Genomic DNA, 25,007 nt, shown 5'->3' with positions numbered 1-25,007 from the left:
GCCTGGCTGTTGGGAGCTCGCGCAGCTTAGCCGGATTCGTCACCGTGGGTGGCGGCTTTGCCCCGGTTGCCCGGCCCGGCGTCCGCCGCCGTACCGTGGTCACATGGCTGTCCCGGACCTCATCCGCATCGTCTCCCGCTCCTCACCCATGGCCCTCGCCCAGGTCGAGCGGGTCCGCGCCGAACTGGGCGCGCTTCATCCCGGCATCGCCACCGAGGTCGTGCCCGTCACCACCTCCGGTGACCGCTGGATGGGCGACCTCGCCCGGCTCGGCGGCAAGGGCGCGTTCACCAAGGAGGTCGACGCCGCCCTCCTGGAGGGCCGGGCCGACCTCGCCGTGCACTGCGTCAAGGACATCCCCGCCGACCGCCCGCTGCCGGCCGGCACCGTCTTCGCCGCGTTCCTCAAGCGTGACGACATCCGCGACGCCCTCGTGCACCCCGGCGGCCTCACCCTGGACGCGCTCCCCGACGGGACCCGGATCGGCACCTCCTCGGTCCGGCGCGTCGCGCAGCTCGCCGCCTCGCACCCCCAGTTGACCTGCGTCCCGCTGCGCGGCAACGCCAACCGCCGCCTGGAGAAGCTCGCCGAGGGCGCGGCCGACGCTCTCCTGCTCGCCGTCGCCGGCCTCGAACGCATCGGCCGGGCCGACGTCATCACCGAGGTCCTGCCGGTCGAGACGATGATCCCGCCCATCGGCGCCGGCGTGCTGGCACTGCAGTGCCGCGAGGACGACACGGACACCATCGACGCCGTCAGCGACCTCGGCGACCCCGCCACCCACCGCGAGACCACCGCGGAACGCATGTTCCTCCACGTCCTGCAGGGTCATTGCAACAGCCCCATCGCCGGCTACGCCCATGCCGAACGCGACGGCCGACTCTCCCTGCGCGCCCGGGTCTTCTCGCCCGACGGCAAGACCGTCCTCGACGCGCACGAATGGGCAGGCCCGCTCGACCCGGCCACGCTCGGCACCTCGGTCGCGGTGGCCCTGCTGCGGCAGGGGGCGCGCGAGCTGATCGACAGCATCGCGCACTGACGTATCGTCACATGACAGTGAGGGGCAGCCGGTAGCGGACGGCAGGGCGGCCGTTCACCGTCACGTCCGCCACCGCGGTGAAGCCGCTGCGCGCGAGCACGGCACGCGAGGCGGCGTTGTCCAGCGAGGCCACCGCGATCAGGGTCCGCAACCCGTACGCGGTGGCCGCCAGTCGGCACACCTGCGCGACCGCCGCCGTCGCCACCCCACGGCCCGCCGCGCTCTCCCCGACCCGGTAACCGAGTTCGGCGGCGCCGTCCGCCACGTCCACCAGATTGACCCGCCCCACCAGTTCGTCCCGCTCGTCGAGCACGACGTGGAAATGGCACGTCCCCGCGTTCTGCTCCGCGAGCAACGCCCGGTGCCGCGCGGCGAACCCGGCGAAATACGCGTCCCCCCGGTCCGGCACCGACCGCGCGAACCACTCCCGGTTCGCCCGCTCGAAGGCGAGCACCACGCCCGCGTGACCTGCCGTGAGCCGCTCCAGCCTGACCATGCGCGGCAGCATACCGAGAGGTCCGGCCCCGGGCGCGGGGCGCGTCAGCCGTCCCTCCTGACGTCGGCCCGGGCGCCTCTCCGGCACCGGAGCGCAAGGGGCATGCGGCGCGGAACCGTTCCATGGCCTGCTCGTCGCGGACCAGGATTCCATCGGCCCAGCCGCGCCGGCCGACACCGCCCTGTCCTCCGCCGAGGGGGCCTGCGAGGCTCTCGACACGGTGGCCCTGACTACTGACCACTGACCACATCCGCCGCCTCACGGACCCAGGACCGGATCATCCACAAGGACGAGCAATTGCGCCTGGCGTGTCCGCGGCCTGCTCGCCGCACTGACGGGGACGCGGTGACGGTACGGGGGAGCGGCGAGGCTACAGCGCCACGACCCGGGCGATCAGCCCGATGGCGATGAGGGCCGCCACGCCGAAGATCAGGAAGAGGGAGACGACCTCCCACGCCGTCCGCACCTCCGGCGGCTCGGTGTACGAGATGCCGGACGTGGTGCTGCTCTCGCACGGCGGTGTGGGCGTCGGCTGCACCCCCTCGCGGTGCGGCTGGAGTTGACGGGCGAGCTTCGGGCCGCTGTTCGTGGTCGGCATGCGTATCACTCCCGATGTGCGGATGGCCGCGGCACCACGGGACCGCCCGGGACGGCGGCCCCTGCCGCGCTCTGCCCTGTCCTTCGATGGTAGGCCGCCCGGCCCCACCGCGCCCGTCGCGGCGCCGGTGACCTGCGGGTTCGACCGGCAGGCCGCGTCACGGAACGTCGTGGCCGCCTCCTGTCGCGGGGTCAGCCGCCCGCCTGAGCACGTCCGTCCGCCCGTGGCGCATCCGCACGCGGAGGCCGCGCGGACGAGTGGCCACGCAACGGGCGTATCCCGCACAGGCTGCTCCGATGCCCGGAAAGCACACGAGCCGGGCATCACGGCTGATGACAGGAGTCAACCTATGGGGCGCCTGAGGGACGCGTGACGCGGCAGAGTACTCTGCGCGCCAATGGCCTCGGATAACGACAGCCTGGAGATCCAGTGACCAAATCCCCCCGATTCCGGCCGCGCCCCGGCGTGCTCATAGCGGCCGCAGCCACCAGCATCATCGGGCTCGGCCTTTGTGCCGCGCCCGCCTCGGCGCACACTCCCAAGTGGGACGTGAGCTGCTCCGAGGTGACGTCCGTCGACCTCACGGCCTACAACGGCCGCGTGGAGAACACGGTGACCATCACCGTGGACGGCAAGACCCTTCTCCCGACGGAGACCTTCGGCTCGGAGTTCCACACGGAGCACCTGACCCTGCCGCCGCACACCAGCGCGGTGCAGGTCAACCTGGTCGTCAAGGCCGGCGACGGTGAGCAGTACTCGGTCAACGAGACGAAATCCGCTCCTGCCTGCGAGGTCACGCCCCCGCAGACGCCGGAGTCCCCGTCTCAGAGCCCGACGCCGTCGGCCACCCCGACCACCGAGTCGCCCGCGCCCAGCGAGTCCCCGACCGTTGACGCGAGCGCGAGTGAGTCCGAGGCGGCACCCTCCCCGGCCGGCGGCGAGTCCTCGCCCGCCGCCGATCTCGCCGAGACCGGTGCTTCCAGCTCCACCCCGCTCCTCGCCGGTGGCGCCGCTGTCGCGCTGCTCGCCGGCGGCGGTCTGCTCTTCGCGAACCGCAAGCGTCGCGCTGCCCGTCACTGACGAGGCCCGCACGACACTTAGTTCATCGGCCCGGGTGCCGGCTCCTCCACGTGGAGGAGCCGGCACCCGGCTGCTGTTCCGGCCGCCCCCGACCCGTCCCGGAAGGACCCGAAGGACACCGTGACCACCCCGACCCAGGCCGCCCCCGCCTCCGGAACGGCACTCGACGAGCACACCGACACCGTCACGCCGTCCTCGTGGGCGGTCCTGCTGTGGAACGACCCGGTGAACCTGATGGGATACGTGGTCCGTGTCCTCGTCCGCGTCCTGCCGGTCGGCGAGGACGAGGCGCGCCGGCTGATGCTGCTCGTGCACACCGAGGGCCGGACCGCCGTGTTCAACGGCGACCGCGACGCCTGCGAGGTCGTCGCCGCACGTCTGATGGCGGCGAGCCTGTGGGCGACGGTGCGCCATGGATGACGGTGTCTTCACGGCCGACGGCGACACGATCCTCGTCGCTCTGCGGCAGCCGCTGCCGCTGACCCTTCTCCGGCTGGCCGACCGCGTCGCCGCGGCGCCCGGCCCGGTCCAGGGGCCCGACCACCTCGTCGAACTGGCGCAGGACGCCGCCGACGACCCCCTGCGGCGCTGGGAGGCCGACGCCGCCGCCGACTCCCTCCGCGGGCGGCTGGCCGACCGCGTCGCGGACTCCGACCGGTCCGTCGCGGACGTCCTCTTGGCACCGCAGCCCCTGGTCCGCGCCCGGCTCGACGACGAGGCGGCGGACCTGTGGCTGGAATGGCTCAACCGCCTCTACGTCGCCGTCCGCGCGGCCGAACTCGACGGCATCGCGATCGGCGACGGCCAGCCCCGCCACATCAGCGGCAGCTACCTGCGCGAGCCCGGCGTCACCGCACCCGCGGGCTTCGGCCCCGACGCCCTGCTCGTCGGATCGCTGATGGCGCAGTTCCTGGACGCCCTCGACGAACGCGACGCCGGGCGCGCGTAGTTCGAGCTGTGTGGCTGACCTCGGGACACTGTGCGGGCTGATCAGCTGCCGCTGACGTGCCTTTCACTCGACACCGGCGAGAACGGATGCGGCCCGGGTACCTCGCAACGAGGTGCCGGGGCCGCCGCGGGCCTGCGGCAGACCACGTAGTCGAACCAGTGGCACGTGAGCTCGTCGTACGTGGTGACGGTGTGGATGGCGGCACCAGTACCGGAGAAACTGAGGTACGAGTGGTTCTGGTTCTGCAGCAGTTTGCCGTCGGCCGTCCGGAACTGTCCGCTGTGACCGTTCCCGCACGGCGCCAGGCAGACGTCGTTCTGCGCGGCTCCGGTGCCGGTCGAGAGGCAGCCACCGTTGGCGTTGCTCGCGCCGGGCGCCCCACCTCGCCGAGGGCTCGTCACATCGTCGACGGGCCCTCGGCGTGGACGACCGGGTCCGTCATGTGTTCTCCACGGCGAAGCGGACCAGGACGAACGCCAGGCACATGACGACCAGAATCTGCATCACCGCCGTGACCCACAGGCGCACACTCCAGGCACCCGCTGCCATGATCCCGGCGGCCACGGCGAGCAGCACGAAGGATGTCGGCCCGGGCCACCACGCCGGCCTGCCCGTCTGGGCGATGAGCATCAGCACGATCCCGACCCCGAACATCGCGGTCGCCTCGCACACCACCAGGGCCACCGACACCAGTGCGTCCCCGGCCCACTTGGCGTACCGCTTCCACGTGTCGCTCACGGCCCGAGCGTCTCCCGGAACCACGGCCTCCATCGGCCCTGTCCCCGTAACGAGACCGGACCGAGGCGCAGTCGGTCCCTCAGCGCTTGCCGCGGCGGAAGAGGGTGGCCATCCATACGACGTCCCGGGCCGAAGAGGTGGAGCGGGCGGCGATGGTCCTCCATGTCCTGGCCTCGCGGCGTGCGTTCTTGTCGTCGTGCGGCATCCGGGCCGAGTCCCGAAGGCGGCTGCCCCGGGCACGCGCGCGTGCGTCGTGTATGAGAGCGACGACGAGCAGCCCGGCTGCCGGCCCGGGGACGATGAGCGGCCGCATAAGCATGACCGGTGTCCGGTGTTCCGGGACCGGTGAACCGTGAGCGGTGAACGGTGAAGGCTTTCCGGGCTCTTGGGCCAGGGGCGGGGAAACCGAGAAGGACCGCTCCGGCCCGGCCCGGGACGCTCCGCCTCACCACCACGTGGTGGGGTAGACCTCGCGTTGCAGGCGGGAGGAGAGCATCTGCACCCCGACCAGCAGGGCCAGCCCCGCGGCGAGCAGGGGCACGAAACTGTGGGCCGGCGGGTCGGTGAGCATGATCATGACGGCGGTTGCCATCGCGGGCGGATGGGCCGCCTTGAGCACCAGCACGAGTCCGCAGGCGATGCCGCACGCAGCGGCCGCGGCCCAGGGGCCGTGCCAGCCCAGGGCGAGCACCACGAAGCAGACGAGGCAGGACAGCAGGTGGCCACCGAAAACATGGCGCGGCTGCGCGAGCGGCGAGCCGGGGGTCGCGGTGACGATGGCCGTCGTGGCCGCGAGCGGCGGCACCAGCACCGTCTGGTGGAGGAGTGCCCCCACGGCCACCACGACGGCCAGGCCCACCGACGTGGTGACGGCCGCCGAGACGACCGTGCGCCGCGCGGGCCGCGGTTCCGTCGTTCTCCACCAGCGGGGCGGAGGCCGATGTGCCGGGCGGGCGGGAACGGTCCCGGCCGGGGCGGTCCCGACCTGCGACGTGCCGGCTTGCGACGTCCCGGGCGGGCTAGCCGCCATGGCGACGCCACTCCCGGTCGCGGCCGGGCGTCGGGCGGACGCCGGGCGCGGCGCACGGCGGAGGAACGCGTGGAATCAGCACGGGGACACCTCGGATTCGCCCCCACGTCCCGGACCACGGCGGGTTCGTCGTCCGTGAGGACGGGGGCACGCCGAAAGCCTGATGTCCCGGTCCACCGCCTGTCCAAATGCGGCTTTCTATCGCTTGATCGACCCCGCCTATCGAGGCACTTCCGCCCGTGTACGGGCCCTCGGGGACCACGCCGATGGCGTGGCGCGGCGCCGCTCAGTGAGGCGCGGGCGCGGCGGACACGTGCCGGTCGGCGGCCCAGGAGGCGAGGATGCGCAGGCGGTCGTGGGTGGGGGAGCCGGCCTCCGCCGTCCAGATGACGAGCTGCTGCTCGGGGTCGGTGCCGGCGGTGAGGGTGTCCCGGTCCAGGACGAGTTCGCCGGCGACGGGGTGGTGGAGGACCTTGGTGCCGACGCTGGGCGTGGTCACGTGGTGGGCGGCCCACCGCATGCGGAAGTCCGGGTCCTGCACGGACAGTTCCCCGACGAGTGCGGTCAGGCGCGGATCGCCGGGATACTTCGCGGCGTGCATGCGCAACTGGGCGACGCAGGTGCGGGCCAGGGTCTCCCAGTCCGCGTAGAGGGTGCGCACGGCCGGGTCCGTGAAAAGCAGGCGCATGTAATTCCGGTGCTTTTCCGGAATGCGCCCGAAGTCCGTGACGAGCGCGGCGGCGAGGGAATTCCAGGCGATGACGTCCATACGGCGTCCCCTCACGATGGCCGGGGTGGTCGTGAGGTCGTCGAGGAGGCGGCGCAATTGCGGCTGGACCGTCTGCCGTGTCCGGCGGCGGGGGCGTCCGGTGTCCTTTCCGGCGAGGCCGGAGAGGTAGCTGCGCTGGCCGTCGTCGAGGTGCAGGGCCTGCGCGAGCGCGTCGAGCACCGGGGCTGATGCGGGGATACGGCCCTGCTCCAGGCGGGTGCAGTAGTCGGTGGAGATCGCCGCGAGCTGGGCGACCTCCTCCCTGCGGAGCCCCGTGACCCGGCGCCTGCCCGCGCCCTCGGGCAAGCCGACGGTGCGGGGGCTGAGTTCGGCCCGGCGGGCCTTGAGGAACTCGCCGAGTTCATTGAGATGCACGTCGGGACTCATGCGTCCCAGTGCGGCACCGGCAGCGCATTCGCTGAGGGGGAGAGTTCCCTCCCAGGATGTTTTCCGCCCAGGAGGAAATCCTCCCCTTGGTGTGCCCGTATTCGGGTGCGAACCTGGACCCTGGACCCTGGAACCGGGAACCCCGAACGGACGACACCACGAAGGAGAGGGACGCCGATGGAGTTCGTGAAGCCGCGGCCCACCACAAAAGGCCCTGCGGAGTGGTTCACCGGGGACGTCTGGTTCGACGTCGTCTGCGCCGGTCAGGAGCCCTCCCGGATGCGCGCCAACATGGTGCGCTTCGCCCCGGGCGCCCACACCGCCTGGCATCGGCACGCGGTCGGCCAGACCCTGCACGTCGTCGAGGGCATCGCCCTGATCGGCACCCGGGACGGCACGGTCTTCGAGGCCCACCCCGGCGAGACCGTGGCCTGCCCGCCAGGCGAGGACCACTGGCACGGGGCGACCCCGGAGCGGTTCATGCAGCACCTGGCGATGTGGGAGGGGCTGGGCGACGCCCGGCCGGAGACCACGTGGCTGGAGAAGGTCACCGACGAGCAGTACGGCCGCCCCCGCACACGCAGCCACTGACGCGGCGCCCCACCCCGAAGGGGGCCCCGCGTCCCGCTACGACGCCACGTCGGCCGTGGCCTCCGCCCCGCCGGGGACGCCGGGGACACCGGGCGCCGCCGCCGTGAAGGTGACCGGCAGCCACGACGGCCCGCGCAGACCGCCCAGCCGCCAGCGGACCTCCTCCGGCGGCACGGCGAGGGCCAGCCCGGGCAGCCGGCGCAAGGCGGTGCCGATCGCGATCTGGCCCTCCAGACGGGCCAGCGGGGCGCCGAGGCAGTAGTGGATGCCGTGCCCGAACGCCAGGTGGGCGCTGTCGCCGCGGGTGATGTCGAGCCGGTCCGGGTCGGGGAAGCGCTGCGGATCGCGGTCGGCGATGGCGGAGGCGATGAGCACGGTCGCGCCGCGCGGTACGGGGGTGCCCGCGATCTCGAGGTCCTCCCGCGCGAAGCGCGCGATGCCGGGGCTCACGGGACCGTCCCAGCGCAGGAACTCCTCGATGGCGCCGGGCAGCAGCTCCGGGTCGTCCCGCAGCATGCGCAGCTGCTCGGGGTGGGCGAGCAGCGCGGCGATGCCGCCGCCGATCAGGTTGACCGTGGTGATGTAGCCGGCCACCAGCAGCAGGAAGCACATCGCGATCAGCTCGTCCTCGTCGAGCCGGTTCTCCTCGTCCCGGGCGGTGATCAGCGCGCTGAGCAGGTCGTCGCCGGGCCGGGCGCGCTTGTCGTCCAGGAGACCCACCAGGTAGGCGCGCATCTGCCGCCAGGCCGCGTCGACCTTCACCGGGTCCGGCGGCTCCGCCCCGCGCAGGATCATCTCGTCGGTCCACCGCTGGAAGTCGCCCTGGTCGGTGGACGGCACCCCGAGCAGCTCGCTGATCACGGTGACCGGGAGCGGGAGCGCGAAGTCCGCGACGAGGTCGGCCTGCCCCGTGGGCAGGATCGCGTCCAGCAGGCGGTCGGTGACCTCCTGGATCCGCGGCCGCAGCTCGGCGATCCGGCGGGCGGTGAACGCCTTCGAGACCAGCCGGCGCAGCCGGGTGTGGTCGGGAGGGTCGGAGCGCAGCATGGTGCGCAGCATCGACTCTCGCTCCGTGGCGGGCAGCATCCGCATCAGCCGGGGGTCGGACGCGTCGCGGACGTCGCTGCTCAGCCGCGGATCGGACAGGGCCGCGAGGCCGTCCTCGAAGCGCGTCACCAGCCAGGCCTCCACACCGCCCGCGATGACGGCCCGCCGCACCGGGCCCTCCTGGCTGAGCTGCCGGTACAACGGGAAGGGATCCGCCACGAAGGCCGGGTCGGCGTAGGGGAGAAGGACCGGTTGCCGGCTCATCGTGCCTCCGGAACGTGGGGGTGCGGGTCAGGACCGACGCGCAGAGATGTGATCACTTAAAGCATAGTATGTACCGATATGGCGGTGCCCGTGCACCGCCGGAGGGGCAGGGCGCGGATGGAACGGACCACGTGCTGTGTGGTGGGCGGCGGCCCCGCGGGCATGGTGCTCGCCCTGCTGCTCGCCCGCGCCGGGATCGCGGTCACCGTGCTGGAGAAGCACGGCGACTTCCTGCGCGACTTCCGCGGCGACACCGTGCACCCCTCGACCCTCGCCCTGCTGGACGACCTCGGCCTCGCCGAACGCTTCGCGGCACTGCCGCAGCGCCGGGTGCGCACCCTCCAGTTGCCCGTCGGGGCCGACGGGTCGCTGGTCACCGTCGCCGACCTCGGGGTGCTGCCCGAGCCGTACAACTACGTGGCGATGGTGCCGCAGTGGGACCTGCTCGGACTCCTCGTGGACGAGGCCCGCCGCGAGCCGTCGTTCCAGGTGCGGATGAACACCGAGGCGACCTCGTTCCTCATCGAGCGCGGGCGCGTGACCGGGGTGCGCTACAGCACCTCCGACGGACGCACCGGCGAACTGCGCGCCGACCTCACCGTCGCCTGCGACGGCCGTGACTCACTGGCCCGTTCCCGGCCGGAACTGGGCCTGCGCCGCTACGACTGCCCCATGGACGCCTGGTGGTTCCGGCTGCCCCGGCACGAGGGCGACCCGCACGGACTCGTCGGCGGCGCCGGCGACCGCTTCCTCACCGTGATGATCGACCGCGGCGCCTACTGGCAGTGCGCCGCGCTCATCCCCAAGGGCACCGACGCCGAGCGCCGCACCGCCGGCCTCGACCGCTTCCTCACCGACTACGCCGGCGCCGTGCCGTGGATCGTGGACCGCACCGACGCCCTGCGCTCCTGGGACGAGGTCAAGCTCCTCGACGTACGCCTCGAACGCCTGCGCCGCTGGCACCGCCCCGGGCTGCTGTGCATCGGCGACGCCGCGCACGCGATGTCCCCGGTCTTCGGCATCGGCATCAACCTCGCCGTCGAGGACGCCGTGGCCTCGGCCCGGCACCTCGTCGAGCCCCTGCGCCGCGGCAGCGTGGGCCTGCGCGACGTGCGCGCGGTCCAGCGCCGCAGGAGGCCCACCACGGCCGGCACCCAGACCCTCCAGCGGATCGCCCACGCCCGGCTCATCGCCCCCGTGCTGCGGGGGGAGTCGCCGTTCGGCGACGCCGCGCGGGGCCGGCGCGTGGCCCACGCGATGGCCGGCTCGCGGTGGCTGCGGCGGATCCCGGCGTACTTCTTCGGATACGGCGCCCTGCGCGAACGCCCCCCGGCCGCGTCCGTACGGTGAACTCCCCGGCGCAACGGGAGGTTTCGCCCCGGACGCCGCTGCCCCGCTGCGACACTGGGGCCGTCCGGCGCACGCGCCGCGCGGTCGCCCCACGCGAAGGAGCGGATCCCGATGCCCCTGAAGTCGTACGGAGTCCTGGTCGCCCGGGCGACCGGCGTCCGCCGTGAGGGCGCCTCCGACACCCCGCACTACCAGATCCACCTGACCGACGACGGCGGCACCCACTACCGCGCGGCCGTCAACGTCAGGTCCCAGGAGGAGCCCTCCGAGCTGCTGTACCTCGTCGAGGACGACCTCCGCCACCCCGTCACCGCACTCCTCGACGCGCTGGAGGGCGGCTGGAACACGCTCCCGGCCGGCCCCGGCGGCCCCAACCTCGACTACATCCGCGGCAATCCGCTCGACCCCGCGCGGATGCGCACCCTGCCGCCGGACGCCGAGGGCCCCGACAACGACCTCGCCGACCTCCTCGACCACTATGTGCAGCGTGCCGTGGCCGACCCGGACGCGAGGCTGTACGTCTTCGGTGAGCGCTGGGGTCCCGAACAGGGCGTCAAGGACAAGGTGTTCGGCTTCCTGCCCGGCAACGGCGTGCACGACATCCACATGAACCAGGGCAACAGCGGTCGCTTCCGCGGCGACGACGGCGTCTGGCAGGACGGCGGCCTCCTGATCCGCTTCCCCGGCGAGCCGCGCTGGGTCGGGATCTTCCTGGCCTTCCAGAGCCAGGCCTGGCACACCGACGACATCACCGGCCACGCCCTCGAGGACGCGGGCCCGCGCCCCGGTGCGGCCGAGGAGTCCGTCCGTATCGTCGCCGCCCTGGCCAACCCCCTCGGTCCCGCCCCCGAGACGGAGACGGTCACGCTCCTCAACGCCTCGCCCGTCGCCGTCGACCTCACCGGCTGGACCCTGGCCGACCGCCTGAAGAACGCCTGCGCCGTCCCCGCAGGACCGCTCGCGGCCGGGGCGGCCCTCGCCGTCACGGTCGCCGCGCCGTTCCAACTGGGCAACCGCGGGGGCGCGATCACCCTCCTCGACGAGGACGGCCGCAAGGTGCACGGCGTCTCCTACACCGCGGGGCAGGCGGGACGCGAGGGCTGGACCATCGTGTTCTGAGCCTTCCGGGCCTCCTGTGCCTGCCCGACCGCGGCGCGACACACCGGGCGGCTCCGTACGGGCATGATCGCCACGGACTTTATCGGCTGATAAAGTCCGTCGTTGCGCCGGAAAACGGCGAAACCGGTCGGAGTCGGAGTCGTAGTCGCAGTCGGAGGAGCACATGCTGGCGGTCGACGTCCGGCAGTCGCTGCGCGACGGCCGGACCGTGGCGGAGGGCGCGGGGCGCGGCTGGCGCTTCGCGGCGCGCACCGTCGCGACCCACGGGGACTACCTGCTCGCCTTCGTCGACGGCGGGGTGTGCGTCGGCGCCTTCGAGATCCGGGGGAGCCGGTCCGACGACGCGGCGGACGGCCGTTACGTCTTCGACCTCGCCCCGGCCCGGCGCTTCCAGTGGGCCCTCGGCCACCGGCTGCCGCTGCCCCCCGGACGCAACCCCGCGCGCATCCTCACGGGCCAGCACCTGCGCGAGTTCCTCGACGCCGCGCCGGGCGGGGTCCCGCGCTCCGGGGAGGTCTGACGCAGTGAAGGAGCCCCAGCACCCCATGGCCGCCGCCGCGCCCGACCCGGTCGACGCCCTCCTGCGGTCAGGACCCCGCCGCACCCACCTCCCAGAACCGGCCGAACGCTCCCGGCTGCGCACCGCGTACGGGCTCACCCAGGCCGAGATCGCCGAGGCGCTCCAGGTCACCCGCACCACGGTCGCCGGCTGGGAGGCCGGCCGCAGCGAACCCCAGGGCGCCACGCGGGCCGCGTACGCCAAGCTGCTGGAGGGCATCGCCGGTCAACTCACGGCGGACGCACCGCAGTCCGAGCCGGAGCCGCAGCCGGCCCCGGCCCCCGCTCCTGCCCCCGCGGCGCGGGCGCCGTACGCGGGACGCCGGCCGGCCGAACCCGACACGCCCGACGCGCGGTTCGTCAACGGCCCGCTCGCCGTGCTGGACGGCGACGGATCGGCGTACGCGGCCGGCGGCCTGGTACTGGAGTGCCCCGCGTCGGACGTCCCGTCCCTGGTGGAGTGGACGCTCACCGAGGCCCGCCTCGGCGCGGCACGGCTGCACCGCAACGGCAAGGACGCCGACCCGCTGGTCGTACTGACCCCGGCGGCGGCCGAACGGCTCGGTCTGCCGTTGGAGTTGGCGGACCGCCGCGGCCTGCGGCTGCCCCCGGACCACGCGGTCGTCCGCCGGATCACGCGTGCCGGATGGCAACTGACCCAGCGCGGATTCGGCCCGTGGGCCCGGGTGTTCCGGCCGGCGGAGGGCGGCCGGCGCCAGTGCGTGCAGCTGGCCGTTCTGCCGTGGGGCGCGCTGGACGCGCGGTCCTGGGGCGGTGCCGCCGACCTGCCGGCGCCCGAACTCGCCAGGATCCTCGCGGCGTACGCGTCCCGCGTCCTGACCCCGCGCGGCTCGACGGCGGTGTCGGGGCTGGAGCTGATGACCGCCCTGCGCCCGCCGACCCGCCCGGTGAAGGACCCGTCGACCGGCGCGTGGGTGTCCGGGCCGAACCCGGGCGCCCTCACCGGCCCCGTCGACCCCGCGCCGCCCGAGGCCCCCGACGAGCACCCCGTCGTCGCCGCGCTCCACCCCCGCGGTCACCAGCGCACCCCGGACCAGGTCCTGGACGAGGAGGCGTACGACTGGATCCGCGACCCGGAACTCCTCACCGACACCGAGTGTGCGCAGCCGTACGCCGTCGGCGTCGACGTCAACATGGCGTTCGCCGCCGCAGCGAACCGGCTCACCGTCGGGCTCGGCGAACCCGTGCACGTGAAGGCCCCCGCCTTCGACAGGGCGCTGCCCGGCTGCTGGCTGGTCGACCTGTCCGGCATCGACCTGGACCCGCGGCTGCCGAGCCCCTTCACCCCGCACGGCGACCGCCCCGAGGGGCCCGCCTGGTACGCCACGCCCACCGTCGCCTACGCCGTCGAACTCGGCCACGCCGTCGCCCCCATGGAGGCGTACGTACGGCCCGGGCACGGCCCGTACCTGGACGCCTGGTACACCCGGCTGCGCGACGCCTACCTGGCCACCATGGGCGAGCTGGGCGTCGTCCCCGGCATGCCGGAAGCCGACTTCCTCGCCGCGATGGAGCGCCACAAGCGGACCGACCCCGCGCGCGTCGCACTGCTGTCGGCGATCAAGGCCACCGTCAAGGGCGGCATCGGCAAGCTCCGCGAACGCCCCCAGGGCGCCGGCTACCGGCCCGGCGAACGCTGGCCCGCCCTCGAACGCCCCACCTGGCGACCGGACATCAGGGCCGCGGTCATCGCCACCGCCCGCGTCAACATGCACCGCAAGATGCTCAGGCTCGCGGCCGTCGGGCTCCACCCGATCGCGGTCCTCTCCGACTGCGCCGTCTACCTCTCCGACGGCCCCGGCCCGACGGACTTCCTGCCGTACACCCCCGACGGCAAACCCCTGCCGGGCGGCTTCCGCCTCGGGGTCTCGCCCGGCATGGTCAAGCACGAGGGCACCCAGACCCTGATGTGGGCCGCCGAACTCCTGGAGGACGGCCACAATCCCGCCCGCCACATCAAGGGCACCGACGCCGCCGCCGACGGGGAGTAGGGAACACATCCATGGGCATCCTCGGCGACAGCCTCGACAAGGCCACCGCGGCCACCTTCACCCGTCCCCTGCCCAAGTCCGCCCGGTCCCGCATGCGCTTCCTCGTCAAGCACGAGAAGGGCACCCGCGGCGTCGCCGCCGTTCTCGGCGTCTCCCAGCGCACGGTCGAGCGCTACCTCACGGGCCAGCTCAAGCAGCCCCGCAAGGACCTCGCCGCCCGCCTGGAGGCTGCCGTCCGCGAGCGCTGGCAGCCCCGCGTCCGCGACCGCGCCAAGCGGCGGGCCGCCACCAGCGGCGGCATCGTCATCGAGACCCGCGCCCGCTTCGGCTTCACCGCCGCGCCCGGCTCCACCGACGACAGCCGCACCCGCCTCATCACCCAGTCCCTCCCGCCCGCCTACGCCGCCCGCCTTTTTGCCGCCCAGGACGCCGGCGCCACCGAGCAGCAGCTGCGCGCCATCGCCGCCGAGGGCCTCCAGGAGATCTACTTCAAGGACCGCGGCCGCCGCGCCCAGGGCCTGAACGTCGAGTTCACCGACATCGACTACGTCGAGCTCGAGTTCTGACCCGCCGCGCCATCGACTCGCCCGAGGTCGGTGTTCGAGCCGAACCACGACAGCCCTCGCGGCGGCACCGGCGGCCGCACCTGAAGGGCGCGCGCGTTCAGGAGCTCGTCGGCGTCAGGTCCTGCAAGCCCACCACCCGCAGCAACTGCAAGCGCTGGTACGACTCCGTGCCCGGGCGGGCCGTGTGGATGACGAGCTGCTGGTTGTGGCCGGAGTTGACCAGGACCTCGCAGTCGAGTTCGAGGATGCCGATCGCGGGGTGCCGGAAGCGTTTCGTGGCGGCGCGGCGTACGGCGACCTCGTGTTCGTCCCAGAGGCGGGCGAACTCCTCACTCCCGGCGCGTAGTTCGGCGACGAGAGAGGAGAGCTCAAGGTCCGTGGGGCGGGCCGAGGCCACCGCTCGCAGGCCGGCGACCTGCTCGCGGGCGCGCACGGGGCGGTCCTCGGGCGGGAACAGCTCCTGGGCCGCCGGGTCCAGGAAGAACCGGCGGATCATGTTGCGTCCTTGCGGCGGGCGGGCGAGGACGTCTCCGCTCAGCGCCCGTGACAGCGCGTTCTGGGCCAGGACCTCGCCGCAGTCGGTCACCACCATCGCCGGGGTGTCGTGCAGCCGGTCCAGCACCAGGAGCAGGCCCGGGCGCACGTGCGTGCTGGTCGCCTCCCGGCGCGGCGGCTGCTCACCGGTGAGGTGGAAGAGGTGGTCGGCTTCGTCCTCCGTCAGGCGCAGGGCGCGGGCCAGCGCGGTGAGCATCTGGCGGGACGGGCTCGGACCGCGGGACTGTTCCATCCGCGTGTAGTAGTCCACGGACATGCCGGCCAGCTGGGCCACCTCCTCGCGGCGCAGCCCCGGCGTGCGGCGGCGGGCGCCGGCCGTGAGACCCACGTCGGAGGGGTGCAGGCGGGCGCGAGCGCGGCGCAGGAAGTCGGCCAGTTCACCTCGGTTCACCTCTCCAGGGTGCGGGAGGCCGGCCGGCTTATCCAGGGACTCCCGATCCCCTGATGAAGAGGTCTCTCCCGGTCGTTCCCGCACCGGCCGAACCTGGGCGTCAACGACAGGCGACACAGTGCGTGAGGAGCACGTCATGCTGACTTTGGTGACCGGTACGACAGGGCAGGTCGGACGCCGCTTCGTGCCGAGGCTGCTGGCCCAGCGGCAGCCGGGCGAGCGGGTGCGGGTCCTGGTACGGAACGCGGACCACGGCGAGCGCTTCGCGGAGCTGGGAGCCCAGGTCGCCGTAGGGGACATGCGCGACGAGGAGACCCTCGGCAAGGCGCTCGCCGGCGTGGACGCCGTCGTGAACGTCGCCGCCTCCTTCCGCGGAGTGCCGGCCGAGGAGGCGTGGGCCGTCAACCGGGACGCTGCGGTGGCCCTGGGCCGCGCCGCGCAGGCCTCCGGCGTGGAGCGGTTCGTGCAGGTCAGCACGAACAACGTGTACGGCGTCGGACGGGGCCGCCCGCTGACCGAGGAGGACGAGAGCCGGCCGGGCGGCGGGATGTGGGGCGCCTACCCCGAGTCCAAGGCCGAGGCCGAGCGCGAGTTGCTCGCGCTCGAGAGCCTGGACGTACGCATCGGGCGGCTCCCCTTCGTCTACGGCGAGGGCGACCCGCACCTCGCCGACTCCTTGCGCTGGGCCGCCGGCTGGGCGCCGCACCAGCGCCTGCAGATGGCCCACCACGCGGACGTCGCCCAGGGCCTGCTGCGTCTGCTGTACGCGCCGGGCATCGCCGGCCGGATCTACAACATCGCCGATGACGCCCCTGTCACGACGGTCGAGCTGTACCAGCTCAACGGCGTCGAGGTGCCCGCCGGGCTCCACGAGCTCACGGACCCCGACCCGTGGTTCGGAATCGTGTCCAACCAGCGCATCCGCCGGGAGCTCGGCTTCCGGCCGATCTATCCGAGCGTCTGGACGGCCCGGGACGCCGGAGCCCTGTGACGGTCGCAACGCGAGGTCCGTGCATCCCCTGATCGGCCCCACCCGACCCGCGCGGTCAGGGCCTACCTCGGCGGCGTCCGTGGCGGACGCCACGGAACGGCGTCCGTGAGGATCGCGTGGCGGGCATGGAGCGCGGCGGACAGGAGGCGCTCGTCCAGCTTCATCTCGGCGTCGCGTGTGGAGTCGTCGACGGGGAACCCGCCGACCGATTGAAGTCCCGGGGCCTGACCCCGACTGACAGCCGGCTACGCAACTGCCCTATTGCACCGGCAAGAACCCGGTCTACCAGTACAGCGTCCGGGCGCACTGCGCCCCGCTCTTCGAGATAATCGGGGTGTTGAAGCCGCCGGTGCACCCGTGGCCCAGCGGCTACGGCTGCACGTGGAACGGTCCTGGGACGGGCTGGACGATCTCGACGTCGTTCTGTTCAGGCTGAAAGGCTTCAGCTTCGCGATCAGCAAGCACGACGGCAATCCGCGCGGCGTCTCGTATGTCCGGCTCACCGCGCCGCACGAGCAAGCCCACAAGGCCCTGGACACCCTGCTGGAGGTGGTTGGGATCGGGGAGGCCGCCGTTGCATTTCGCGGAGACGCTCACGATGTCCGAGCAGAGCCTATCGCCGCATCACAGGATGCCGGCTCTCCTGGCGAAGTCTCCGGCGTCACCTTGTCGACCTCTCTGCGGGCACGGTTGCGGCGTGCTGTCGGCAGGACCTCAGGCGACCCAGTAGGCACCCTCGACGCTTGACGAAGGTCATTGGGAATCAGTCACGGACGTTGTGACTGAAGGCGTTGCCGAGCGGGTGCATAGGATCGCCGGCATGACACTTCGCCCTGTTCTGGTGAACATGAAGGCTCTGGACGACTCGGTGGTCGGCCGGTTCTGGGCAGAGGCGCTCGGCTGGCGTGTCACCAGTGCGGAGCCCGGCGCCACCGCCGCGCAGCCGGTCGGCTTCGATTGGCTGGACCCGGCCGGCGTCTGCATCGATGTCATCGCCGTCCCGGAACCCAAGTCACCGACGAAAAACCGCGTGCACCTCGATCTCGCCACCGACTCGGCGGCGCATCAAGCAGAGTTGGTCGCCCGCCTGGAGGGTCTCGGTGCGACGCCCGCCCACGTGGGTCAGGGCGACGTGCCGTGGACGGTCCTCGCCGACCCGGAGGGCAACGAGTTCTGCGTGCTGGAGCCTCGGGAGAGCTACCGGGACACGGGGCCGATCGCCCGGGTGGTGGTCGACTGCGCGGATCCGCGGGCCATGGCCCGGTTCTGGGACGAGGCGATGGACTGGATCCTGCACGAGGTGACCGACGATCGCGCGGTGTGGCGGTCCGCCGAGGGCGTCGGCCCCTTCATCGAGTTCCTCCGCACGGGAGTGAAGACCGTGCCGGACCGCGTCCATCTCGACCTTGTGCCGGACCCCGGTGACGACAAGGCGCGGGAGGTGGCCCGGCTGCGGGCCCTCGGGGCCACCGATCTGGACGTCGGCCAGGGCGACGTCCCATGGACGTGCCTGGTCGATCCGGAGGGCCACGAGTTCTGCGTCCTCGCCCGGTCCTGACGCGATGCCTCGACGACACCCGACAGGTGAGCCCCGGCTGTGCGCGCGACGTGACGTCCGGCAGGGCGTGGGTGAAGCGCCTCGGTCAGCGGCATCCACCGGCGGACGGGCTCCTGGTGGGAACCGATCGCGGTGCTTGCGGCCACTGCCTCCGCGTCCGCCCCGCAGCGCGGCGTTCCCCCGCGGGTCAGCAGGCCGAGCGGCCACTGCGGGCCGGATCCGGCCGGCTCTCCGTCGAAGGCGGTCCAGTCCCAGGGCCCTTCGAAGCACCAGGCCCGTCCGGCTGCGTCGGCGACCTCGTCGCCGGGTCGAAGAGCGGCGTACGGCCGCATCAACAGGTCGAAGGTGAAGGGGATCCCGTCATGGGGGTGAAGGTCGTAGCCCGTGCCGTTGAGATGGCTGTCGTCCCGGAACTCGCGGTAGGACCGGCCGACAGGCAGCACAGCCGGCGTGAGACGGGGGCGTGGCAGCCAGCCTGTCTCCAGCGGAGGGTCGTGGCGATCGACAGCCGTCACGTGCACCACCGCCGGCGGTACTCCGACCCGGCAGACGTCCCCGGCCCTCAGTCGCGCGGGCGGCGGGTCGGTCCGGAACAGCTCCGCTTCCTCATCAGGCCCGGTCCGCCCGCCACGGGTCACGTCCAGGGCCACGATCCCGTTCCAGCGCTCGGCATCGCTGTCGGCGTCGAGGCCCCACCACGGCCATCGCACCGACACGTAGTCCCACGTCATGGCCTGCTCGACTCTGGCCGGCGTGAAGGGGCAGGCGACCGTGAGCACGTCACCGACCCGGAAATCCCGCGCATCCGTCACAGGGCCAGGCCAGAGGGCCTGCCGGCCGGTGGGCGGGAGCGGTCGGCGATGAAGGTAACCGTGCTGTCCACGCCGCGGGTGAGCACGTACCGCCGGGGCCGCACGCCCGGCAAGCGCGTCGTGACGTGCGGGACTTGTGCAGCGCCCGATCGTGCGGCGCCCGCGCCGCTAGCGTGGGCGCGTGATCGTATGGCTCAACGGCACCCATGGCGCGGGCAAGACGACGACCAGTGCGCTCGTGCAGCGACTGCTCGCGGACTCACGGGTGTTCGACGCAGAGAAGGTCGGCGAGACCCTCATGGACATCACGCCGGGTCTGCCCGGCCCCGGGGCGGACAACTTCCAGCACTGGCCGCCGTGGCGGCCGCTCGTCGTCGAGACCGCCCGCCGGGTGCTCGACTACACCGGTGGCACCCTGATCGTGCCGATGACCGTCCTGGTCGAACCGTACTGGCGTGAGATCAGCACGGGCCTTGCTCGACACGCCATTGCAGTACGGCACTTCGTCCTCCATGCCGACCAGGAGACCCTCCGTGGGCGCATCGAGGGCGACACCATTCTCGGCCCCTCCGCCTTTCGTCTCGCCCACCTCGAGCCCTACGCCGAGGCGGCCCGCACGTGGTTGCACGACGAGGCCGAGGTCGTCGACACCACGCACCTCACGCCCGCCCAGGCCGCCCGGCGGATCGCGGAGGCCGTCAAGAACCGACCTCTGCCTGCCTCGTGAAGGCAGGCGAGCAGCCGCGTCCTACGGCGCGACGGCACTTCCGCCGACCGCGGCGGGCCGAGGGTGTGAAGGCCCCTCCCGGTCGGACCCCTGCGCTACGAGCAGGCTGACGAAGGCCACCACCGCGAGAACCGTCCGGACGGTGTGCAGGGTCAGCCAGCGATCGCGGACGGCGACGAAGTCGGTCGGCGGCTCGCTGGGACTCCAGCCGTCGACGAGCCGGTTGAGCGGCTCCATCTGCGTCACGGTGAGCACGATCGTGGCGAGCACGAGCACCCCCGCGGCCAGGCTGAGGCCGAACACCAGCGGGCCCTGCCGGTACGACAGCGCGCACGTCGCGACGAGCAGCGCGAGGCAGGTGAGGAGGAACGGCGGCATCACCCGGCCGTAGTCGGCGTTGAGCGCCTTCCAGTACGGCACGTACACGGGGCCCGGGAGCCGCCCGACGGACGGCGTGATCACGGCGAAGAACACCCCGCCCGCGTAGAGGCCGAGCAGCGTCGCCGCCCCCGCGCGAACGATCTCCAGTACGACGGTACGCATGTGCCCCACCCTGATTGATTAGAGGTTCCACTTTTCATTAGAGGCGTGCCTGGTGAATTCTATGGCACGATGAACCGCGATGGAAGGCACTCACAAGCGGCGCTACGTCAGCGACCTCCGGCGCGAGCACGCCGAGGCGACCCGGCTGCGGATCGCCGAGGCCGCGCGGGCGTTGATGATCGAGCGGGGCTTCGCGGCGACCACGATGGGCGACGTGGCCGCGGCCGCCGGCGTCGCCGTGCAGACGCTGTACGCCGCCTGCCCGGGCGGCAAGCCCGGCCTGGTGAAGCTCGTGTACGACGTGACGCTTGCGGGTGACGGCCGGCAGGTCCCGCAGAGCGGGCGGCCCCCGGTACAGGCGATCATCGAAGAGCCCGACCCGGTGCGGAAGCTGGGCCTGTACGCGGCGATGGCCGTCGCGATCCTCGGCCGGATCGGACCGGTCCACCGCGTGCTGCGCGCCGCTGCCGCCGCGGGCGGTGCCGGTGTCGGCGACCTGCTCGACGAGACCGAGCGGCAGCGTCGTACCGGCAGCCGCCGACTCGCCGGGCACCTCGCCGAAGTGGGCGCGCTGCGCGCGGGGCTGACGGCCGACCGGGCCGCCGACGAGGCCTACGTCCTCACCTCGATCGAGGTGTACGAACGGTTCGTGGATGTCTGCGGCTGGAGCGTCGCCGCGTACGAGGAGTGGCTCGCCCGGACGCTCGCCGGCGCGCTCCTCACGCCCTAGTCGCATTGCCCTGTGGAGGGGCGCGCCAGGGCGCGATGATTGCTGTGCCGATCAAGGGGATCAGGAAAATGCTTGACGGTGCAAGCCCGCCTTGGAGTCGGTAACCGGCTACTGCCAGCGCCAGCCGTGTTCCGGGAAGCGGGTCAGGAACTCCGTGAGTGAGGCCGCTTGGCGCAGGCACTCGGACCAGGTGGCGGCCGCGGAATCGACCAGGAGGAGCGGGGGAGGCTGCTGCCGGAAGTCGTAGACCAGGAGTTCGCGGCCGCCGTCACCGCCGATGACCACCGCGCCGGGGAGGCGGCCGGCCGGGCCCGCCGCGTCGTTGAGGCCGAGGAGTTCGTCGACCGGACAGAGCGTCAGGAAGTGGCCGGCGGGCAGGAAGTACCGGGCCACGCATCCCGGGTCGGCGAGGAACGCGCGGTAGTCCTCGGGGAAGGCGACGCCGAGTGCTCGCTCGGCCCGCTGGATCGCGGCGTCTGGTGCGCCCATGGCACGTCCTCCCCGGGCGTTCCGGCGCCGCACGCCGAGGCCCCTCCCGGGGCGCACCATATCGCGGTCGGACCCCCGTCCGCTCAGCCGTCCCGCGGCGCGGGCGCGGAAGGGCCGGCCTCGCCCGACTGCCCCCGCCCCGAGCGGAGTTCGCGGCACGGCAGGGGTGTGGCAACGGTGCCGGGGAGGCGGAGGCGACGGACGCGCGGGCGGCGCGGGCGGCCTCCCTCGGGTGTGTCGTGGGGGAGAGGCACGGGGCGGTCCTTTCGGCGGGTCGCGGCGCGCACGGCGGCGGAGCGGGGCGCGAAGGTACGTATACATCCATACCTCCACCTCCAGGTAAGATGCAAGCCGTACCTGCCTCGGTGGCGGCCCGCAGGGCGGGTTTGCCCCTGAGGTAAGGTGATTGTCGTATCCAGGGCAGGAGCGGACCAGGAGGGACCATGCCGGACGCCGAGGGCCACCCCGAGATCGGGGAGATGGATCTGGGCTCCGTCTTCGCCGCCCTGGCGGACCCGCTGCGCCGCAAGGTCGTCGAGGAACTGTGCCGGGAACCCGAGGGCACCGAGCGCACCTGCGCGTCCTTCGGCCTCGCGATCTCCAAGTCGACCATGACCCACCACTTCAGGGTCCTGCGCGAGGCCGGGCTCATCCGGCAGGTCAACTACGGCAACAGCCGCAAGGTCACACTGCGCCGGAGCGAACTCCAGGAACGCTTCCCCGGCCTGCTCGACCTCGTCGCCCGCGGGTCGCTGCCCACGTCCGTGTGACGGAGGGCGGGTCCCGGGAATCCCCGATGGCTCGGGGACCCCGGGGACCGCGGGTCAGGAACGCTGCCGGTTCGTCTGCTCCGCGCGCTCGGCGTCGCGCTCCTTCAGGCGCGCCGCCTCCTTGCGGACCTCGGCCTGCGTGGCGCGCTCCCGCACCAGCCACTCCGGGACGTCCTGCTTCAGCGCATCGATCTGCTCGGTCGTGAGCGGCTCGGTGACACCGCCGCGGGCCAGGCCCGCGATGGAAATGCCCAGTTTGGCCGCGACGACCGGACGGGGGTGCGGCCCGTCGCGCCGCAGCTCCCGCAGCCACTCCGGCGGATCGGCCTGGAGCGCGTTGAGCTCGTCGCGGGAGACGACACCTTCCCGGAAGGCGGCGGGAGTGGCCTCGAGGTACACACCCAGCTTCTTGGCCGCGGTGGCGGGCTTCATGGTCTGGGTGTTGTGGTGCGACGTCATGGGTCCAGCTTATCGACCCCGCGGGGCGCCCCCGACCGCGTGAACGGGCCGCCGCCGCCGCGGCCCGGGTAGCCTGTCCTGGTGACAGGCTCGGAAGCATCCCCCCAGTTCAGGCTCGCGTACGTTCCGGGCGTGACACCCGCCAAATGGGTGAGGATCTGGCAGGAGCGGTTCCCCGCCGTCCCGCTGGAACTCGTCGCGGTCTCCTCCGCCGAGGCGACGGGACTGCTGCGCGCCCGCGGCGCCGACGCGGGTTTCGTACGGCTCCCGGTGGACGGCACGGACCTCAGCGCGATCCCGCTCTACACCGAGACGACGGTGGTCGTGGTCCCGAAGGACCACGTCATCGCGGCGGTCGAGGAGGTCAGCACCGGCGACCTGGCCGACGAGGTGGTCTTCCACCCCCTCGACGACACCATCGACTGGGAGCGGCCCCCCGGCAGGCCCGCGATCGAGCGTCCCGCCACCACGGCGGACGCCGTCGAGCTCGTGGCGGCAGGGGTGGGACTCCTGATCGTCCCGCAGTCCCTGGCCCGGCTCCACCACCGCCGGGACCTCACCTACCGCACGCTGGTCGACGCCCCGCAGTCGCGCGTCGCGCTGTCGTGGCCCGAGGACGCGACGACCGACATGGTCGACGACTTCATCGGCGTCGTGCGGGGCCGGACGGTCAACAGCACCCGCGGCCGTCGGGCCGACGCCCCCGCCGAGGGGAAGGACGGGCGTCCGGACGCCGGGGCCGCGCGGCGAAAGCCCGCGGCCGGGAAGAGCACCGGGAAGACGGCCGGCCGGGCGGGCGGCAGGAACCCGCGCGGCGCCTCCGGAGGTGCCAAGGGCGGCACGGGCCGGGGCGGCAAGCAGGGCAAACCCCGTCGTCGTTCCTGACGCGGGCGCCGGACCCGGGCCCTCGGCACCACGCGCCACGTCACGCCGCGGCGCCGTCGCACCGCCCGGTCCCCCGGATGGGCTTGCTGCGGTGGCCGTGAGGGGCCCTGGGGCGATTTGTTGTGAGGTGTTCCCTGACGTCCAGGTTCACTGGAGCATCGCATGGATTCCGGTCCCTCCGCGCACGACTGCCCCTTCGACTTCGCCGTGGCCCTCGAATTCGACCCCCAGTTGAAGCACCTGCTGGAGAACGAACCGATCTCGCGCATCAAGCTGCCCCACGGGGAGGGCGAGGCGTGGCTCGTCACGCGCTACGAGGACGTCCGGACGGTGACGACCGACCGGCGCTTCAGCCGCCGCGGCGTCGTCGGCCGGGACTTCCCCCGCATGACCCCGGAGCCGATCGTGCAGGACGAGGCGATCAACGTGATGGACCCGCCGGACAGCAGCCGGCTGCGTTCGCTGGTCTCCAAGGGCTTCACCCCGCGCCAGGTCGAGCGCATGCGCCCGCACATCGAGCGGGTCGTCACCGAGCTGCTCGACACGATGGCCGCCGAGGGTCCCCCGGCGGACCTCGTGGAGCACCTGGCCGCGCCGCTGCCGCTGACCGCGATCTGCGAGGTCCTCGACATCCCCGAGGACGACCGGTGGCGACTGCGCGCCCACGCCCGCACGCTGATGGACTTCAGCCCCGACAACCGTGACGACGCCGTGCGGTCCAAGGCCGACCTGCGCGCGTACTTCGCCGAGCTGACCGCGCAGCGGCGCGCGCACCCCGGCGACGACCTGATCAGCGTGCTGGCCACGGCCCGCGACGGCGACGAGATCCTGAACGACAAGGAACTCACCGTCATGGCCATGGTGCTGCTGATCACCGGCCAGGACACGACCTCGAACGAGATCGGCAACATCGCCTACACGCTGCTGACCCGGCCGCGTGAGCTGGCGACGCTGCGCGCGCACCCCGAGAAGATCCCGCAGGCCATCGAGGAGATGCTGCGGCACATCCCGTTCCGCAAGGGCGTCGGCATCCCGCGAGTGGCCACCGAGGACGTGGAACTCGGCGGTGTCCTGATCCGGGCCGGGGACATTGTGCACGTCTCCTACCTGACCGCCAATCGCGACACCGCGAAGTTCGACCGCCCCGACGAACTGGACCTGGAGCGCACCGGTGCCCCGCACATGACCTTCGGCTGGGGCGGTCACCACTGCCTCGGGGCGCCGCTGGCGACGATGGAGCTGCAGGTCGCCTTCACCGAGCTGCTGCGCCGCTTCCCCGAACTGCGGCTGGCCAAGCCGGCCGAGGAGGTGCGGTGGAGCGCCACGTCGATCTGGCGCTACCCGGTGGCGCTGCACGTGGGCTGGTAGCGAACCGCCCCGAGTGCCCTCCGGCGCCGGTTCCGCCCGTACGGGGCGGGGCCGGCGCCGTGCTGCGGTGCCCGTGGGGCGCGCGGCCGACCCGCCTCCGACGTGCGCTCCCCGTCCGGCTGCCGTACTTTTTGTT

30 protein-coding genes are annotated in these 25,007 nt (G+C 72.9%); 18 read left to right on the top strand and 12 right to left on the bottom strand.

Going from position 1 to position 25,007, the window contains the following annotated elements; translation table 11 throughout:
* The first annotated feature begins 103 nt into the window (after nt 1-103).
* Nucleotides 104-1,039, top strand: coding sequence for a hydroxymethylbilane synthase (hemC, locus tag ACFYXS_RS20845; RefSeq protein ID WP_389250206.1), 936 nt, complete (start codon nt 104-106; stop codon nt 1,037-1,039).
* Nucleotides 1,040-1,046: 7 nt separating this feature from the next.
* Here hemC and ACFYXS_RS20840 read toward each other — a convergent pair whose 3' ends face one another.
* Together ACFYXS_RS20840 and ACFYXS_RS20835 are read right to left on the bottom strand one after the other, a co-directional pair.
* Nucleotides 1,047-1,535: a GNAT family N-acetyltransferase gene (locus tag ACFYXS_RS20840; RefSeq protein ID WP_389250204.1), complete on the bottom strand. Its 489-nt coding sequence runs from the start codon at nt 1,533-1,535 to the stop codon at nt 1,047-1,049.
* Nucleotides 1,536-1,905: 370 nt separating this feature from the next.
* Nucleotides 1,906-2,133 carry a DUF6480 family protein gene (locus ACFYXS_RS20835; RefSeq protein WP_389250202.1) on the bottom strand — a complete coding sequence of 76 codons (228 nt, stop codon included), beginning with the start codon at nt 2,131-2,133 and terminating at the stop codon, nt 1,906-1,908.
* 429 nt (nt 2,134-2,562) lie between these two features.
* On the opposite strand from ACFYXS_RS20835, the gene ACFYXS_RS20830 reads away from it, so the two are divergent.
* From ACFYXS_RS20830 to ACFYXS_RS20820, 3 genes are all read left to right on the top strand, one after another.
* Nucleotides 2,563-3,213 carry an LAETG motif-containing sortase-dependent surface protein gene (locus ACFYXS_RS20830; RefSeq protein WP_389250200.1) on the top strand — a complete coding sequence of 217 codons (651 nt, stop codon included), beginning with the start codon at nt 2,563-2,565 and terminating at the stop codon, nt 3,211-3,213.
* 120 nt (nt 3,214-3,333) lie between these two features.
* Complete coding sequence (locus ACFYXS_RS20825; protein WP_389250198.1) at nt 3,334-3,633, top strand: ATP-dependent Clp protease adaptor ClpS; 300 nt, start codon at nt 3,334-3,336, stop codon at nt 3,631-3,633.
* A complete protein-coding gene (locus tag ACFYXS_RS20820; RefSeq protein WP_389250196.1) occupies nt 3,626-4,162 on the top strand; it encodes a hypothetical protein in 537 nt (178 codons plus the stop codon). The genes ACFYXS_RS20825 and ACFYXS_RS20820 overlap by 8 nt, the downstream gene beginning before the upstream one ends.
* 41 nt (nt 4,163-4,203) lie before the next feature.
* Here ACFYXS_RS20820 and ACFYXS_RS20815 read toward each other — a convergent pair whose 3' ends face one another.
* The 5 genes from ACFYXS_RS20815 to ACFYXS_RS20795 form a co-directional block, all read right to left on the bottom strand.
* The gene (locus tag ACFYXS_RS20815) at nt 4,204-4,563 is read right to left on the bottom strand and encodes a hypothetical protein (RefSeq protein WP_389250194.1); all 360 of its coding nucleotides are present in this window, start codon (nt 4,561-4,563) and stop codon (nt 4,204-4,206) included.
* 37 nt (nt 4,564-4,600) lie between these two features.
* The gene (locus tag ACFYXS_RS20810; RefSeq protein WP_389250192.1) at nt 4,601-4,900 is read right to left on the bottom strand and encodes a hypothetical protein; all 300 of its coding nucleotides are present in this window, start codon (nt 4,898-4,900) and stop codon (nt 4,601-4,603) included.
* 79 nt (nt 4,901-4,979) lie between these two features.
* Nucleotides 4,980-5,105 carry a hypothetical protein gene (locus ACFYXS_RS20805; RefSeq protein ID WP_389250190.1) on the bottom strand — a complete coding sequence of 42 codons (126 nt, stop codon included), beginning with the start codon at nt 5,103-5,105 and terminating at the stop codon, nt 4,980-4,982.
* 240 nt (nt 5,106-5,345) lie between these two features.
* The gene (locus ACFYXS_RS20800; RefSeq protein WP_389250188.1) at nt 5,346-5,930 is read right to left on the bottom strand and encodes an HPP family protein; all 585 of its coding nucleotides are present in this window, start codon (nt 5,928-5,930) and stop codon (nt 5,346-5,348) included.
* Nucleotides 5,931-6,216: 286 nt separating this feature from the next.
* Nucleotides 6,217-7,086: a helix-turn-helix domain-containing protein gene (locus ACFYXS_RS20795; RefSeq protein WP_389250186.1), complete on the bottom strand. Its 870-nt coding sequence runs from the start codon at nt 7,084-7,086 to the stop codon at nt 6,217-6,219.
* A 177-nt stretch (nt 7,087-7,263) separates the two neighbouring features.
* Here ACFYXS_RS20795 and ACFYXS_RS20790 point away from each other — a divergent pair, with 177 nt between their 5' ends.
* Complete coding sequence (locus tag ACFYXS_RS20790; protein ID WP_389250184.1) at nt 7,264-7,677, top strand: cupin domain-containing protein; 414 nt, start codon at nt 7,264-7,266, stop codon at nt 7,675-7,677.
* A gap of 36 nt (nt 7,678-7,713) precedes the next feature.
* On the opposite strand, the gene ACFYXS_RS20785 is transcribed toward ACFYXS_RS20790, so the two are convergent.
* A complete protein-coding gene (locus ACFYXS_RS20785; protein ID WP_389250182.1) occupies nt 7,714-8,988 on the bottom strand; it encodes a cytochrome P450 in 1,275 nt (424 codons plus the stop codon).
* A 117-nt stretch (nt 8,989-9,105) separates the two neighbouring features.
* On the opposite strand from ACFYXS_RS20785, the gene ACFYXS_RS20780 reads away from it, so the two are divergent.
* The 5 genes from ACFYXS_RS20780 (at nt 9,106) to tpg (ending at nt 14,593) form a co-directional block, all read left to right on the top strand.
* Nucleotides 9,106-10,338, top strand: coding sequence for an FAD-dependent oxidoreductase (locus ACFYXS_RS20780; RefSeq protein ID WP_389250180.1), 1,233 nt, complete (start codon nt 9,106-9,108; stop codon nt 10,336-10,338).
* A 111-nt stretch (nt 10,339-10,449) separates the two neighbouring features.
* Nucleotides 10,450-11,457: a DUF2278 family protein gene (locus tag ACFYXS_RS20775; protein ID WP_389250178.1), complete on the top strand. Its 1,008-nt coding sequence runs from the start codon at nt 10,450-10,452 to the stop codon at nt 11,455-11,457.
* Nucleotides 11,458-11,620: 163 nt separating this feature from the next.
* Nucleotides 11,621-11,977 (top strand): hypothetical protein, encoded by a 357-nt coding sequence (locus ACFYXS_RS20770; RefSeq protein WP_389250176.1) that lies wholly within the window; start codon nt 11,621-11,623, stop codon nt 11,975-11,977.
* 25 nt (nt 11,978-12,002) lie between these two features.
* Nucleotides 12,003-14,027: a telomere-associated protein Tap gene (tap, locus tag ACFYXS_RS20765; protein ID WP_389250828.1), complete on the top strand. Its 2,025-nt coding sequence runs from the start codon at nt 12,003-12,005 to the stop codon at nt 14,025-14,027.
* Between the two features lie 11 nt (nt 14,028-14,038).
* Nucleotides 14,039-14,593, top strand: a complete 555-nt coding sequence (gene tpg, locus ACFYXS_RS20760; RefSeq protein ID WP_389250174.1) for a telomere-protecting terminal protein Tpg — start codon at nt 14,039-14,041, stop codon at nt 14,591-14,593.
* A 97-nt stretch (nt 14,594-14,690) separates the two neighbouring features.
* Here tpg and ACFYXS_RS20755 read toward each other — a convergent pair whose 3' ends face one another.
* The gene (locus ACFYXS_RS20755) at nt 14,691-15,539 is read right to left on the bottom strand and encodes a helix-turn-helix transcriptional regulator (RefSeq protein ID WP_389250172.1); all 849 of its coding nucleotides are present in this window, start codon (nt 15,537-15,539) and stop codon (nt 14,691-14,693) included.
* Nucleotides 15,540-15,675: 136 nt separating this feature from the next.
* Here ACFYXS_RS20755 and ACFYXS_RS20750 point away from each other — a divergent pair, with 136 nt between their 5' ends.
* From ACFYXS_RS20750 to ACFYXS_RS20735, 4 genes are all read left to right on the top strand, one after another.
* Nucleotides 15,676-16,530, top strand: coding sequence for an NAD-dependent epimerase/dehydratase family protein (locus ACFYXS_RS20750; protein WP_389250169.1), 855 nt, complete (start codon nt 15,676-15,678; stop codon nt 16,528-16,530).
* 357 nt (nt 16,531-16,887) lie between these two features.
* Nucleotides 16,888-17,277, top strand: coding sequence for a hypothetical protein (locus ACFYXS_RS20745; RefSeq protein ID WP_389250167.1), 390 nt, complete (start codon nt 16,888-16,890; stop codon nt 17,275-17,277).
* A 73-nt stretch (nt 17,278-17,350) separates the two neighbouring features.
* A complete protein-coding gene (locus tag ACFYXS_RS20740; RefSeq protein ID WP_389250165.1) occupies nt 17,351-18,088 on the top strand; it encodes a VOC family protein in 738 nt (245 codons plus the stop codon).
* A gap of 993 nt (nt 18,089-19,081) precedes the next feature.
* A complete protein-coding gene (locus ACFYXS_RS20735) occupies nt 19,082-19,627 on the top strand; it encodes an ATP-binding protein (RefSeq protein ID WP_389250163.1) in 546 nt (181 codons plus the stop codon).
* 21 nt (nt 19,628-19,648) lie between these two features.
* Here the strand turns inward: ACFYXS_RS20735 and ACFYXS_RS20730 are convergent, their stop codons facing one another.
* Nucleotides 19,649-20,170, bottom strand: coding sequence for an anthrone oxygenase family protein (locus ACFYXS_RS20730; RefSeq protein WP_389250161.1), 522 nt, complete (start codon nt 20,168-20,170; stop codon nt 19,649-19,651).
* A gap of 79 nt (nt 20,171-20,249) precedes the next feature.
* Here ACFYXS_RS20730 and ACFYXS_RS20725 point away from each other — a divergent pair, with 79 nt between their 5' ends.
* Entirely contained in the window at nt 20,250-20,900 is a 651-nt protein-coding gene (locus ACFYXS_RS20725; RefSeq protein ID WP_389250159.1) for a TetR family transcriptional regulator, read from the top strand.
* Nucleotides 20,901-21,008: 108 nt separating this feature from the next.
* On the opposite strand, the gene ACFYXS_RS20720 is transcribed toward ACFYXS_RS20725, so the two are convergent.
* Nucleotides 21,009-21,389, bottom strand: a complete 381-nt coding sequence (locus ACFYXS_RS20720; RefSeq protein WP_389250157.1) for an SMI1/KNR4 family protein — start codon at nt 21,387-21,389, stop codon at nt 21,009-21,011.
* Between the two features lie 443 nt (nt 21,390-21,832).
* On the opposite strand from ACFYXS_RS20720, the gene ACFYXS_RS20715 reads away from it, so the two are divergent.
* Complete coding sequence (locus tag ACFYXS_RS20715) at nt 21,833-22,159, top strand: ArsR/SmtB family transcription factor (protein ID WP_389250155.1); 327 nt, start codon at nt 21,833-21,835, stop codon at nt 22,157-22,159.
* Between the two features lie 54 nt (nt 22,160-22,213).
* On the opposite strand, the gene ACFYXS_RS20710 is transcribed toward ACFYXS_RS20715, so the two are convergent.
* Complete coding sequence (locus ACFYXS_RS20710) at nt 22,214-22,618, bottom strand: DUF5997 family protein (RefSeq protein WP_389250153.1); 405 nt, start codon at nt 22,616-22,618, stop codon at nt 22,214-22,216.
* An 81-nt stretch (nt 22,619-22,699) separates the two neighbouring features.
* On the opposite strand from ACFYXS_RS20710, the gene ACFYXS_RS20705 reads away from it, so the two are divergent.
* Nucleotides 22,700-23,503 (top strand): LysR family substrate-binding domain-containing protein, encoded by an 804-nt coding sequence (locus ACFYXS_RS20705; protein ID WP_389250150.1) that lies wholly within the window; start codon nt 22,700-22,702, stop codon nt 23,501-23,503.
* A gap of 162 nt (nt 23,504-23,665) precedes the next feature.
* A complete protein-coding gene (locus tag ACFYXS_RS20700) occupies nt 23,666-24,871 on the top strand; it encodes a cytochrome P450 (protein ID WP_389250148.1) in 1,206 nt (401 codons plus the stop codon).
* The last annotated feature ends 136 nt before the right edge of the window (nt 24,872-25,007 follow it).

The sequence above is a fragment of the Streptomyces sp. NPDC002574 genome, assembly GCF_042889545.1.
Taxonomy (GTDB): Bacteria; Actinomycetota; Actinomycetes; order Streptomycetales; family Streptomycetaceae; genus Actinacidiphila.
This window is presented reverse-complemented; position numbering and strand designations above follow the sequence as displayed.